This is a genomic window from Ignavibacteriales bacterium (assembly GCA_026390815.1).
Taxonomy (GTDB): domain Bacteria; phylum Bacteroidota; class Ignavibacteria; order Ignavibacteriales; family SURF-24; genus JAPLFH01.
In genome coordinates this window covers 12,439-25,894 of the sequence record JAPLFH010000057.1, presented here as the reverse complement: position 1 = coordinate 25,894, position 13,456 = coordinate 12,439, and the positions used below count along the sequence as shown (strand labels likewise).

The 13,456-nt window shown below is 33.4% G+C and carries 11 protein-coding genes and 1 tRNA gene; 4 read left to right on the top strand and 8 right to left on the bottom strand.

The window, feature by feature from the left end:
- Nucleotides 1-564 precede the first annotated feature (564 nt).
- Together NTX22_17795 and NTX22_17790 are read right to left on the bottom strand one after the other, a co-directional pair.
- Nucleotides 565-762: a DUF2892 domain-containing protein gene (locus NTX22_17795; GenBank protein ID MCX6152383.1), complete on the bottom strand. Its 198-nt coding sequence runs from the start codon at nt 760-762 to the stop codon at nt 565-567.
- 207 nt (nt 763-969) lie between these two features.
- Entirely contained in the window at nt 970-1,368 is a 399-nt protein-coding gene (locus tag NTX22_17790; protein ID MCX6152382.1) for a plastocyanin/azurin family copper-binding protein, read from the bottom strand.
- A 183-nt stretch (nt 1,369-1,551) separates the two neighbouring features.
- On the opposite strand from NTX22_17790, the gene NTX22_17785 reads away from it, so the two are divergent.
- Together NTX22_17785 and NTX22_17780 are read left to right on the top strand one after the other, a co-directional pair.
- A complete protein-coding gene (locus tag NTX22_17785) occupies nt 1,552-2,052 on the top strand; it encodes a cupin domain-containing protein (GenBank protein MCX6152381.1) in 501 nt (166 codons plus the stop codon).
- A gap of 72 nt (nt 2,053-2,124) precedes the next feature.
- A complete protein-coding gene (locus NTX22_17780; protein ID MCX6152380.1) occupies nt 2,125-2,649 on the top strand; it encodes an O-acetyl-ADP-ribose deacetylase in 525 nt (174 codons plus the stop codon).
- Here the strand turns inward: NTX22_17780 and NTX22_17775 are convergent.
- On the bottom strand, nt 2,641-3,531 hold the full coding sequence (locus NTX22_17775; GenBank protein ID MCX6152379.1) for a DMT family transporter: 891 nt from the start codon (nt 3,529-3,531) through the stop codon (nt 2,641-2,643). The genes NTX22_17780 and NTX22_17775 overlap by 9 nt on opposite strands.
- 270 nt (nt 3,532-3,801) lie before the next feature.
- Here NTX22_17775 and NTX22_17770 point away from each other — a divergent pair, with 270 nt between their 5' ends.
- Entirely contained in the window at nt 3,802-5,040 is a 1,239-nt protein-coding gene (locus NTX22_17770) for an MFS transporter (GenBank protein ID MCX6152378.1), read from the top strand.
- Between the two features lie 38 nt (nt 5,041-5,078).
- Here the strand turns inward: NTX22_17770 and NTX22_17765 are convergent, their stop codons facing one another.
- From NTX22_17765 to eno, 3 genes are all read right to left on the bottom strand, one after another.
- Nucleotides 5,079-5,468 (bottom strand): hypothetical protein, encoded by a 390-nt coding sequence (locus tag NTX22_17765; GenBank protein MCX6152377.1) that lies wholly within the window; start codon nt 5,466-5,468, stop codon nt 5,079-5,081.
- A 50-nt stretch (nt 5,469-5,518) separates the two neighbouring features.
- Complete coding sequence (gene glnA / locus NTX22_17760; protein MCX6152376.1) at nt 5,519-6,901, bottom strand: type I glutamate--ammonia ligase; 1,383 nt, start codon at nt 6,899-6,901, stop codon at nt 5,519-5,521.
- A gap of 112 nt (nt 6,902-7,013) precedes the next feature.
- Nucleotides 7,014-8,309 carry a phosphopyruvate hydratase gene (eno, locus tag NTX22_17755; protein ID MCX6152375.1) on the bottom strand — a complete coding sequence of 432 codons (1,296 nt, stop codon included), beginning with the start codon at nt 8,307-8,309 and terminating at the stop codon, nt 7,014-7,016.
- A gap of 153 nt (nt 8,310-8,462) precedes the next feature.
- Between eno and NTX22_17750 the strand changes: the two genes are divergently transcribed.
- Nucleotides 8,463-8,539: transfer RNA gene (locus tag NTX22_17750), tRNA-Arg, on the top strand.
- 223 nt (nt 8,540-8,762) lie between these two features.
- Here NTX22_17750 and NTX22_17745 read toward each other — a convergent pair.
- Together NTX22_17745 and NTX22_17740 are read right to left on the bottom strand one after the other, a co-directional pair.
- Nucleotides 8,763-10,289 carry a beta-N-acetylhexosaminidase gene (locus tag NTX22_17745; protein ID MCX6152374.1) on the bottom strand — a complete coding sequence of 509 codons (1,527 nt, stop codon included), beginning with the start codon at nt 10,287-10,289 and terminating at the stop codon, nt 8,763-8,765.
- A gap of 231 nt (nt 10,290-10,520) precedes the next feature.
- Nucleotides 10,521-13,451, bottom strand: coding sequence for an aryl-sulfate sulfotransferase (locus tag NTX22_17740; GenBank protein MCX6152373.1), 2,931 nt, complete (start codon nt 13,449-13,451; stop codon nt 10,521-10,523).
- Between the last annotated feature and the right edge of the window lie 5 nt (nt 13,452-13,456).

Here is a 13,456-nt window from a genome sequence, read left to right as displayed (position 1 = left end):
TTTTCCAATTAAAAATATACACTTACTTGAACGCAGTTATTAGATATTTGCTAATTACATCCAAATAAATTAATAGTTGTCTTTGAAGATAAAGGTTAGTTGCAATTCTTTATCTAAGAAAAATCATACAATCAGAATTAAGGGAATCCCCTCTTAGCATTCCCTTTTAAAAACATCATTAAATAAAAATAATGGTTCATTTTGATTGTACTAAAATCAAAACCAATTTTGTACATTCATATTCATCTTCAATAAGAAAGGTATAAATTGACTATTTGAAACTATGGTATTGGCATGTAAGTATTTGTTTTTTGTGCCTGCTTGCTTCGGGCAAGTCAAGATATTTTAAATAATTTTTACATCAACCATCATCCATTGCGGTTCACTCCGCTATGACTTATACGATAAATGTAGATACCAATAATCTTCATAGTGGAATTTATTTTTATCAACTAAAGAGTAATGACTATTCTATCACTAAAATATTATTATTCCTATAACAACAAATTTCTTATTCCTTCCGAGCGTATTGCATTATTTGTGCATAAAAGAAATGGAACCTTATTAAGATTTTGTTGATTTCACTTTACAAGAGTTTATACCAAGGATAGCATAAAGTGGACAGAAGCTAAATAAGCCAGTTAGCAGTGGACCAAATCCAATCAATCCCCACCAGCTTTGGAAGTATAAACCTGCGGCAAATATAATTATTGCAAGACCAATCCTAATATTTTTATCTAATCCACCAACGTTCTTTTTCATATTTTCTCCAAATTAAAATAGAATTTATAAATTAGTTCTTTCTGTTTGATGATTTCATCAAACAAAAGATTCCAGTAGAAATCGTATACAAAATTTTTTGAAATATTCCGTATCTCAAATTAGTTTTATCATTTTTTAGACACAAATAAAGTAACCGACAAATAAATTATTAGGAGGAGGTTATTTTTTTTTCTAAATAAAGCTAACCTATTGAACAATTATTGTTGCGGTCATAAAACTCTGGTGTGGAATGCAATAATATTTAAAGGTTCCTTTGCTATCAAATTTATGGGAAAAAACTCCACCTTGACTAAGATTACCAGAATTAAATAATCCATCCGGAGTCCCCGGGATACCACTTGTTACAGTATGAATCACACCATCCTTATTAGTCCAGGTTACAGTTGTTCCTACAGCTACAGTTTTTGTGCGGGGATTGAATGCGGATCCCTGCATCCAGACTTCATCAGCACCGGGAGTAGTATTACCACCATTACCATAGGGATTAGTTACAGAATCGTTTTTACTGCAACCAACTATTCCAATTACAAAAAAAAGTAACATTACTAAAAAAGATTCTTTGGCAAAATTTATTTGAGTTTTCAATTTATTTCCTCTCGATATAAATATGTGGTGTTTTTCTATTAATTGTTTTTGAATTCTTGTTAATGCTTGAATTCTTTTCAATAGAACTAAGTTCTTATTTAATTCAACAGATAAATTAATTTATTAGTTCAATGTTACTTTTTAATTATTTATTTTACGAACATAAGATGAAGGAATATTTTTATGAATTCTAAAGCAATAGAAAAAATTGGAAAGCTGAACTTGCTTCCACATCCGGAAGGTGGATATTACAGGGAAACTTATCGCTCAAGCGAATTAGTTTTAGAAGACTCTCTACCAAAGAGATATAAAGGAAACCGCAATCTTAGTACATCAATCTATTTTTTACTTGAAGGAGAACAATACTCAAAATTTCATCGGCTTAAGAGTGATGAGATATGGCATTTTTACAGTGGCAGTTCTTTAACTATTCATTCAATAGATCAAAATGGAAATTATAAAAAAGTAAGGATAAGCAGTTCATTGGAGGATGGGGATTTTCCCCAAGTTGTTATTCCTTCCGGAGTTTGGTTTAGTGCAGAGCTTAATGAAAAGGATTCTTTTGCCTTAATCGGTTGTACGGTATCTCCAGGATTTGATTTTGATGATTTTGAGTTGGGGAGAAAAGACGATTTATTAATACAATTCCCAAAGTACAAATCATTAATTGAAAAGTTAACTTAGTGTTAAATCAAAAAGTTTTTAGTTTTCATCTATCAGTTAAATCCAATAACTGATAACTTTTTAGGAAATAATATGCAAGATAGAATCATTATTGATCAGGGAGATATTACTACTTTAAAAGTTGGTGCAATTGTAAATGCTGCAAACAGAACATTGCTTGGAGGTGGTGGAGTTGATGGTGCAATTCACAGAGCAGCTGGTAAACATTTATTGGATGAATGTAAAACTCTTGGTGGATGTGATACCGGTGATGCAAAAATTACTAAAGGATATGATCTTCCAGCTAAGTTTGTTATTCATACTGTTGGACCAGTGTGGAATGGTGGAAATTATGATGAGGATAAACTTTTAGCAAGTTGCTATACAAAATCTTTAGAGCTTGCAGTGAAAAATAAAGTTGAATCAATCGCTTTTCCATCTATAAGTACAGGAGCATACGGATTTCCATTTGAAAGAGCTGCAAGAATTGCAATAAGAGAAACAATAAAATTTCTTCAGAATGTTATTGCAATTAAAAAAGTAATCTTCGTTTGTTTTAATAAAACAGATTATGAATGCTACATTAGGTTGATTAATGAAATTCAAAAATCACCTTAGGAATAGAATAGCAATCCCCCCGACTGTTATAAATGCACCTACAATTGAAATCCAGGTTAATTTTTCTTTGTAATAAATCCTTACAATTGGAAGAAGAAGAATCGGGACAATAGACATAATTGTTGCTGCAATTCCAACACTTGTATTTGAGATTGCAACAAGACTTAAGGTAATTCCTAAGTACGGACCGCATATGGATCCAGCTGTTGTAAACGCTAAAGCTATTTTATCTTTAGAAAATACTTTAAACGGATTATCATATTTTTTTGTCAATAAAGCTATCGGCAGCATAATAATTACCGATGAAAATATCCTGAAAAATGCAGCAACAAAACTATTTATTTCTCCTTCATTAAATGCAAGTTTTGCAAAAATTAATCCTACTCCCTGCCCAACTGCTCCAAAGAACGCATAAAGAATTCCTATTTTGCTTATTTTATATTTTGAAGTTGGATGTTCTTCTCTTTGCAAGACAACAATCGCAATTCCAGCTATCGTTATAATAATTCCAAAAATTCCCAGCAATGATATGTCTTCACCTAAAAAAAAGTAAGCAAGGATGGCGGCAACCGCTGGAGCAAGTGACATAACAAGCATACTTAGTCTGGGACCAATATGTTGGAATGCTTTGAATAAATAAGTATCTCCGAATATTAATCCAATTATTCCACTCAACACCAGATTTATGATTTGAGAAGAAGATAAACTTAATGACAGGTTCATTATCGGGATTGTTATTGCCAAATAAATTGTAGCAAGAATTAACCGCGTAATATTTACCTGCAAGGAGCCAGCACGTAAAGATGCTTCGGAAAAAAATATTGAGGTTGCCGACCAAAGTATTGCGGTTAAAAGTGCACTTATTTCACCGATGTAATGCAATGCGATTTCTTTCTTAAAATGTATTAGGTATAATCAAAAATACATAATTGATTCTACTAATGGAAAATTAAAAACTGGTTGTTCACATATTAATTTCACCAATTACTATTTGCTGGTATCAAGAAAGTTTTTTTTATAATGCACAGAAAGCTATTTACCTTTAAATATTTTGTTGCTTATGTACCAGGACACTAAATATTAAATTTCAAAACCTTCCTTCTAATAATTTTGTTACCAAATATATTAACCCAAACATAATGAGATGTAATTATGATCCAACAAGAAAAAATTGAATTAAAATCCATTCTTAACTTTACAGTCATAGTAGCTTCCCTTGGATACTTTGTTGATATGTATGATCTTGTACTATTCGGCATTGTCCGTGTTTCAAGCTTAAAAGCCCTTGGTGTAACTGGCGATAACCTGGTTAATGTTGGCGTATATCTCCTCAATATGCAAATGATTGGAATGCTGATAGGTGGAATATTGTGGGGAATTTTAGGTGACAAAAAAGGAAGAGTTTCTGTTCTGTTTGGATCTATAGCTTTATACTCAGTTGCAAATATTGCTAATGCATTTGTTACTACTCCTTCAGCTTATGCAGTTATGAGATTTCTTTCAGGTGTTGGGCTTGCCGGAGAACTTGGTGCTGCAATAACACTTGTTGGTGAATCTCTTCCACAAAAAACAAGAGGCTATGGGACTGCAATTGTGGCGTCAGTTGGAATTATGGGATCTGTTACGGCTGCGTTGGTTGGCGATTTCCTACCCTGGAATACTGCCTACATTGTTGGCGGTGTTCTTGGTTTGGGTCTTCTTCTGCTCCGTGTAAAAATGTTTGAATCGGGTATGTATGCAAAACTTAAAAGTACCGATGTAAGAAAAGGTGATTTTCTTAGTCTCTTTACTTCAAAAGAAAGATTAGTAAAATATGTTAAATGTATTTTGATCGGTTTACCAACCTGGTATGTTGTTGGAGTACTGATTACTTTTTCACCAGAATTTGCAAAACATCTTAATATTACAGGAGTAATATCTGCCGGCAAATCAATAATGTTTACGTACATCGGTTTAGTTTTTGGTGATATTGTAAGCGGTTTTGGCAGCCAATTAATTAAAAGCAGAAAGAAAATCGTTTTTACTTTTTTATCTCTTACAACAATTTTTGTAATTGTCTACCTTTTTTCATACGGTGCTTCGGTTACATATTTTTATGCTTTATGTACAGTGATTGGTTTTTCAATTGGGTATTGGGCGGTGTTTGTTACAATAGGCTCAGAACAATTTGGGACTAATCTACGAGCAACTGTTGCAACAACAGTCCCAAATTTTGTAAGAGGTGCTACTGTTCCAATCACTCTTTCCTTTAATGCACTTCGTACCAATTTAGATATTATACACAGCGCAATGATTGTTGGTGCAGTAGTTATGCTTATCGCCTTCGTCTCGCTTTACTATATGGAAGAATCTTATCACAAGGATTTGAATTACCTTGAGAAATATGATTAAACAACCAAAGATAAAATTGTAGAATTCAAAATTTGAATTTATTTTTTTGTGGCTTTCCAAGTACCATGTGTTGGAACATACGTCTCCCACGTTCCATTCCCGGAAGAACCGCTTAGCTTACCTTCAATGGTCCCAATTTGTGCACCGGCAAAAAAAGTTTGTCCGGTTAAAATACCATCTGGGGATACTGTGCAATTAATATATGAATCCAAAGTAGTACTGTCACTTTTAGTAAATATTATTGGAAGCCTAAATGTATATCCTTGTCGTATAGTCGCTTCATTAGAGCCAGTATAATCACCTGAAAAAGTAAACTGCCAGGTTCCGGCAAATGGATTGGTTGTATTTTGTGTTGGTGGTGTAGTTTCTTCTTTACTACAGCTAATAAAAAATAAAGCAACTATTATCAGGAAAAAAATCTTTCGCATATTACCTTCAATATAATTATCAATTTAGGATTTAGAGCCAATAAGTTAACTTACAGATTGAAATACATTTTATATTCAAATGGATGAGGCATGGTTCCAATAGATTTAATTTCTTCTTCCTTCAACTTAACCCATTGATCCAGGAGCTCATCATTAAATAAATTCCCTCTGCGTAAAAAGTCATTATCTACTGCAAGAGCATCTAAGGCTTCATTCAAATTCCTTGGTAAAAAATGAATGTGCTCTTTTATATTTTCATCAACAATATTTTTATCAAATGGACCATAGCCTTCTTTAACCGGATCAATTTTATTTACAACTCCATCAATTCCAGCAAGAAGCATTGCAACCAAACATAAATATGGATTAGCGGTTGCATCTGAAGGACGATATTCAAATCGTGTTTCCTGCGGATTGGTAACATAGCCCGGAATACGAATTGCCGAAGCTCTGTTCCCTGTTCCATAAGTTAAAGCAACCGGTGCTTCATAACCTGGAACTAATCTTTTAAAGGAGTTAGTACTTGGATTAGTAAATGCAGAGAGTGCAGGTCCGTGTTTCAACATTCCACCGATAAAGAATCTGCCAAGTTCATTAACATTACCGTATTCCCCTTTTTTGTAAAAAGCATTTTTGCCATTCTTTGTTAAAAACAAATGAAGATGCATTCCATTACCAGCTTGTTGATACATCGGTTTGGGCATAAAGGTTACAAATAAATTTTTAAGTCGGGCAAGATTAAAAAGAATATACTTTCCCGTAACAATATTGTCTCCTGTAGCAAGCAAATTATGAAAGTAAGTTTCAATTTCCTGCTGTCCTCTTTCACCGGTTTCGTGGTGATGGTATTTTACTTTAATTCCGTACTTCTGAAAATACTTGCATGCTTCATCTCTAAAGTCGTCATAAACATCAAAAGGATTTGCAGCGTGGTAAGCTTTTTTATAAAACTCTTCAGCATGTTCAACGCGGTAGTAAGAGGCTGCTGTTCGTGTATCATACTCAACTTTCGAAAAGATATAAAATTCAAATTCAGGTCCCCACCAGGATTTATCCACACCCGTAATTTCTTTTAAAAGAATTTCTGCACGCTTTGCTAAATACCTTCCATCCTGGGAAAAAGGAGTTCGCTTTTCATCCGTAAGTAAAATGTGAGAATAAAAACTTAAAGTAGGGGCATCTCTAAAAGGATCAAGAACGGCGGTTTCCAAATCGGGTACAAGAATCATATCGCTGTTTTCAACTTTTCTAAATCCATAACTTGAACCATCAAAACCAACACCTTCATTTAAAAGTTTTGTTAAAATATTTGGGAATACCGGTAAAGAAATGTGATGCAGGCGTCCGGATAGATCGATGCATTTCAAATCAATCATCTCAATCTTTTTCTTTTTAATTATTTCATTACAACGTTGAATTGAATTCTGCAGCATAACAGATCTCCTAATTATTAGGTGGGTATTTTAATGATTTTTCAAAATTCATATTTTAGAGACAAAAAAGCGCCTGTGGTTAAGGCGCTTAAATTATAATATATCTTCTTAATTATTCAATTACACAATTTACCGCATCAATGCCAAGGAATAAGGCTGAATCATCAAGCTCTTCTTCAATCCTGAGTAGTTGATTGTATTTTGCAATACGATCTGTTCGGCTTGCAGAACCAGTCTTTATTTGTCCGGCATTTGTTGCAACAGCAATATCTGCAATTGTAGAATCTTCAGTTTCACCAGAACGATGGCTTATAACAGAAGTATATCCATTTGTCTTTGCCATTTCAATTGCATTGAAGGTTTCAGTCAATGTTCCAATCTGATTAACTTTAATAAGAATTGAATTAGCTATTCCTTTTTCAATTCCCATTGCCAGGCGTTCTGTATTGGTAACAAATAAATCATCACCCATAATTTGGATTTTACCTCCCAGCGTATCAGTAAGTAGTTGCCATCCATCCCAATCATCTTCTGCTAAACCATCTTCTATAGAAATTATTGGATATTGCTTAACCCATTTTGCCCAAAATTCAACCATCTCTGCCGCGGTTTTTTCTGATTTATCTGATTTGAAAAATTGATATAATTTTTTATCAGCGTTGTACATTTCACTTGCAGCAGGATCAAGAGCAAGACAAATATCCGTTCCAGCTTTGTAACCAGCTTTTTCAATTGCCTGAAGTATTACTTCTATAGCTTCTTCATTTGATTTTAGATTTGGTGCAAAACCGCCTTCATCACCCACAGAAGTATTATAACCTTTCTTTGCTAAAACTGATTTAAGAGCATGGAATGTTTCTGTTCCCATTCTTAAAGCTTCGGCAAAATTTGGTGCGCCAACAGGCATAATCATAAATTCCTGAACATCAACATTATTATCGGCATGACTTCCACCATTAAGAATGTTCATCATTGGTACTGGTAAAGTTCTTGCATTTGTTCCACCTAAATAACGGTATAAAGGTAATCCAAGGCATGCCGCAGCAGCTTTAGCAACTGCCATAGACACACCAAGAATTGCGTTAGCACCAAACACTGATTTGTTTGGAGTACCATCTAATTCGCAAAGAAAATTATCAATTCTTACCTGATCCAAAGCGTCCCAGTCAATCAGTTCGTCAGCAATTTTTTCATTTACATTTTCAACTGCCTTCAATACACCTTTACCCATGTATCTGGATTTATCACCGTCTCTTAATTCAACTGCTTCGTGTTCACCAGTTGAAGCACCACTGGGAACAGAGGCTCTTCCCACAAATCCACTTTCCAATTCAACTTCAACTTCAACTGTTGGATTTCCTCTCGAATCTAGTATTTCTCTTGCGATTATATCAACAATAGTCGTCATTTTATTTCTCCTTTTATTTAAATTGTAGTGTCAAAATTAGGTATAAGGGACAGGAAAATCAATTTTAATAAACTGCCTGGATTAGATTTTTGAGTAATAATGAAAATGAGTTGAAAGTTAGTTACATTTACAACAGTTAAATTAAATTTACCTGCCCCCGTAGCTCAGCAGGATAGAGCGTCGGTTTCCTAAACCGCAGGTCGGAGGTTCGAATCCTCTCGGGGGTACCAAAGATTTTACAAATCAGAAATTGTTGAAATTGTTAAAGTCAAATGTCTGAACTCCTGAGTTATTTTTAACTTTTCATAAACTACTAAGAAAATCGCTTCAAAAGCAGTAGCACCAAACGAAAAAGCAAAGACCTCGTTTCAGAAAAAAATGGAATACCAAGGATTTTCCAGGTACAATTAATCTAAAATAATTTTTAATCGTTTGAAAGTAATTGTATTAGTTTTACCATGGATTTAGAGATTCACCTTTTTCGTATTCAAATCCTTTATTCTTTAAAAGCGATTGGACATTTTTTACACGGATTAAAAAGTTATCATAGTTTTTGTCAGCGGTCTGGCTCCAAACAACTTCTGCAAAAGCAAGAATCCTCGGGAAAATCTGATACTGAACATCATTCTCAAAAACCAATTCTGTCCAAAGAGCGCATTCACTTCCAATTACAAATTTCTTTTCGCTTTCACTAAGGCTATCGGGAGTTGGATTAAACGAATAAACTTTTTTCAAGTTAAGCACTGGCATCCAATCAGGTTTATCATTTCTAGGATAGCTTGGATAATCGAAATATGTATAAATGTTATCAGCATTAACAGTATAATATCCTTTTCTTGCGGCTTCCCAGGATTCTCCTGGGTGCCAACCTTGCACTATTTGATTTTCAGGAACTCCATCTTTTATATTTTCAGCCCAGGCTAAGGTTTTAATTCCTTTACCCGAAATAAAATTGCAGATGTCTTTCATAAAATAATTTTGGAGCATGTTTTCATCCGCCAATCCTTTCAATGAAATCATTGCTTTACACTTCGGACATTTTTCCCAAACACCTTTTGGGCGTTCATCTCCACCAACATGTATAATTTCAGGATGAAAAATATTTATTATTTCTTCAATTACATTCCTAATAAACTCATAAGTCTTTGCATTACCAGCACAGTATGTTTTTCCATTTTTACCGGTTGGACATAATAATTCCGGATAACTTTCCATAACGGCACTTGAATGCCCTGGCATTTCGATTTCCGGAATAACTTTTATGTAGAGCTTTTTCGCATATTGCAAAACTTCTTTTATTTCTTCAACTGTATAGTATCCATTTCTTTCCCTGGAATTTAAGGAATCGCGGTAAGACCCAATTTCATTTAACTCAGGATATATTTTGCTCTCAATCCGCCACCCTTCATCATCAACCAAATGCCAGTGAAATACGTTGAGTTTTAGAAGTGCCATTACATCTAAAACTTTTTTAACAAATTCAATTGATTGAAAATGTCTACTGGCATCCAACATAAAACCCCGGTGAGGGTACTGCGGATAATCAACAATCTTACATCCTGGGAAAAATATATTTTCATCTTTATTTAATAGCATACCCAATGTTTGAATTCCATAAAATATTCCTTTGCTGTTTACCCCGCTTAGTTTGATCACTTTGGCATCTATTGTTAATTCATATCCATCAGTTTTTAACTTGCTGTTAGGATTTAAATCTAAAAGGAAACCATTATTTGTATTACCCTTTTTGATGTTAATATTTAATCCGGTTCTTTTATGCAAAGTATTTTTTAATGATTCAGCAAGTCTTCTTAATTCCTTGTTATCAGAAGTTAGATATATTCCACAATTATTTTTAAGTAGAAATTTTTCATTTGTTGTTATTTCACTAACAGGTTTAGGAATGATATTTAAATCTTCAGCCAGGAAGATATTAGCAACAGAAAAGAAAAAACATAAAATGCTCATTAATATTTTCATGTACTACCACATTTATTTTTAAAAGAATTTGACAATTTTTATCTTGCTAAATCCAACTTTATATCGGGGCTAAACCTGAATCTTCTACTTTAATATTGGCAAAATAATGCCCCAATTAAATGTTGTCATATAAAAACAAGAATGGAATAAAAAGAAAAAATGTATTTTTTTTTCCAGATAGATTTCCATAATTGAATAGAAAATACATTATTTACCAGCAATTTGTCCTTGCTACTTTATCACCGATAATTTTTTAGTTGCAGAAAACTTTCCTGCTTGTAAATGATAAAAATATATTCCACTGGATAATGAATTTGCATCAAATGAAATTGTATAGTTGCCGATATTTTGTTCTTTATTAACCAAACTGACCATTTCTTTGCCTAAGATGTTATATACTTTAAGCGAAACAAAACAATCCTGTGGAATGGAATATTTAATTATAGTGCACGGATTAAAAGGATTGGGATAATTTTGCATCAACGTAAATTCTGATATAGTTCCTGGCAAATCTTTTGTTACATCAGTTGCGTTAGTTATTGTAAATACTTTATCACTTATATCATACAACAATGAGTCTTTAATGCTAGTTATTTTTAATTGATAAAGAGAGTCAACCGAAATGTCTGATGGAATTTCAAATTTATATGAACCGTTACTAATAGTAGTATCAATTATTGGTTTATAGAAAACACCATCTTTAAAAAGTTCTACCTTCACATCTTCCATTATATTATCATTCCATCGTATATAGTATTCTTTACCAGATTCTAAAATTTCTCCTCCATTAGGTGACGTAATTTTTATGTATGGAGCAATTGTATAAAAAACATTTGTCCCAGTATATGAGCTATAACCACCAGTGGTATAAGCTCTCACTCTCCAAAAATATTTTGAGTCAGGATTAAGATGTTCAACTGTATAAATGCTTGACTTAAGCAAAGAATCATTTAATAATATTTCAGTAAAGAGCGAGTCCTTTGCTACCTGTAATTGAAAACCTGTTGAATATCCGTTTAGAGTCCATCTTATTTCCAATGGAAGCCGCTGGTTTACACTATCCTGATTTTCAGGAAATACTATTGAAGGTGTAGTTGCCTTTTGTGCCGGATAATATCTGCAGAAGATAAATTCGCCCATTGATGTAATGGATGCAATTAATTCATTTGTGCTTGAATTAAAAGATGTAGGCAGTTGTTTAAAAATTCCCTGCCCTTCAACCTCCCTGGAAAATACAACTACATTCTGCGGATTATCAAATTTTTTTGTAAAGGTTGAATCAAATCTAATCTCACCGTTAAAACTTTCAATACCCTCTTGTTCAACCACAATCCTTACAGAAGAAGCAATTGGTGCATCAATTAAAAATTCCGGTTTTACCGAGGCATTATTATGTTTTGTAACTTGCACCCTATTATAGCCAAAGTTTATTTGATTAAACTTAATTTTTACACCCGTTGAAAGCTCATCCTTACTAAATACATATAGATTGTTGGGCAAAAGATCAAACAGGTTTACAGATACTGATGGGATATAATTAAAATACTGAAATCTATATGCCCGGTAACTGCTAAGTTTTAGAGGCAAAGACAATTCGAAAACAACTTTTTTGTCTGGAGTAACTTCTGTAACAGCTAATTTTTTTGCTTCACTTGAAGAGCCCCAGCCGATAAGTGTATTACCATTAGGCAACCGTTGGACTGATCCACGTGAAGAAGCGAACACATCCGGTGAATGACGATATTCCCAAACCAGCGTGGCAATTTTATTCTGTTCATCCAATTCATATTCAACTGCTCTTGAATAACCAGGAGTATGTTGATTTCCATTATCGAATAAACTTAAATGACCGTTTGCCAATCTTCTTACACAATGCTGAAATGAAAAATAATTTGGTGTATTCAATTCATTTTCATTTATAAAAGTAAATTGATTTTGTTTACCTCCAAGCCGCCAAATAATTTCACCTGTAGTTCTATCTAATTTTAATACCTGACTTGTTTGTCTGCACGAAACCAAAATATTTCCATCACTATCTAATTCAATTGCATTAATGTGAATATAATCGAATGCAGAACTGCGCAGATTGACATATGATTCTGTAATTGGAATATGATCCCAGCTTCTCCACTCGAATACAACATTTTTCTGTGCATCAATTTCCTGAACGATTGAACCTGCAACAAATGCTCCCGGATCACCACCTTCAACAATTTTACTCATATCAATTGGCTGTAAATCATAGCCAAATAATAAAGCATGACCATTTGGTAAAAGTTGAAAGTCATGGCTATCTGCTACATATCCATTTCCACATCTGAATGAATCTACCACAGTAAGATTGCTATCTAATATTTTATGAGTTGTTTCCCCACCACCGGCGTACCAGTGTTCTTCTTTAATATCACCATATGAAAGAAGATTGTTTGGTTGAACTTTAAAATCGTAACTAAAATGATTTTCTTTTATATATTTAACGGGTCTACCGCTGTTATCAAGAATCATATTATAATTACCAATACCAGCTACATCCCTTGAGACGGTTAGAAAAAGATAACCTGGAGCTGGATTATTGACAGTATCAATGTGTATTTCCGGAAAGTCGGAAGGTATTGTATCATTTACTTCGGATACTTTATTCAATCCAATAGTTTGAATTTCTCGGCTTAGAACTTCTTCATCAAATACTTTCTTTTTTATTGAATCTGAGATAGGAGTTTTCCGATTAAATGAAGTTGTGGTGAATTCGAATTCCAACCTTCCGATTTCACTTCCATCAGTACATTTAATACCATTGTGCAAAGAGACCGAAACCAATTCATCCCGATCAAATTGTTTTGAAGGAATGAAAAGAATAGTTTTATTGTCATCCGCAAGTATAAGTTTTCCTTTATGCAATCCACTCTTAGAACCGCTAACAGTAATTATCATTTCATCAATTAATGAAGCGGGGTCAATCGAAATCCCTTTACGTATAATAATATTTGTTTCTGCAGAAACCATTTTAGCAAATGGTTTTGGTGAGATATATTGAAAAGAAGATTGGGGAAATGAATCTGCAGTACAGATTATTAGTAAGAATATTATTCTTACGTTTTTAGAAATTAAATATTTTAAAAACATTTTGCTGTAATTCCATTTTGGATTTGATAGAATATTCATTTGTT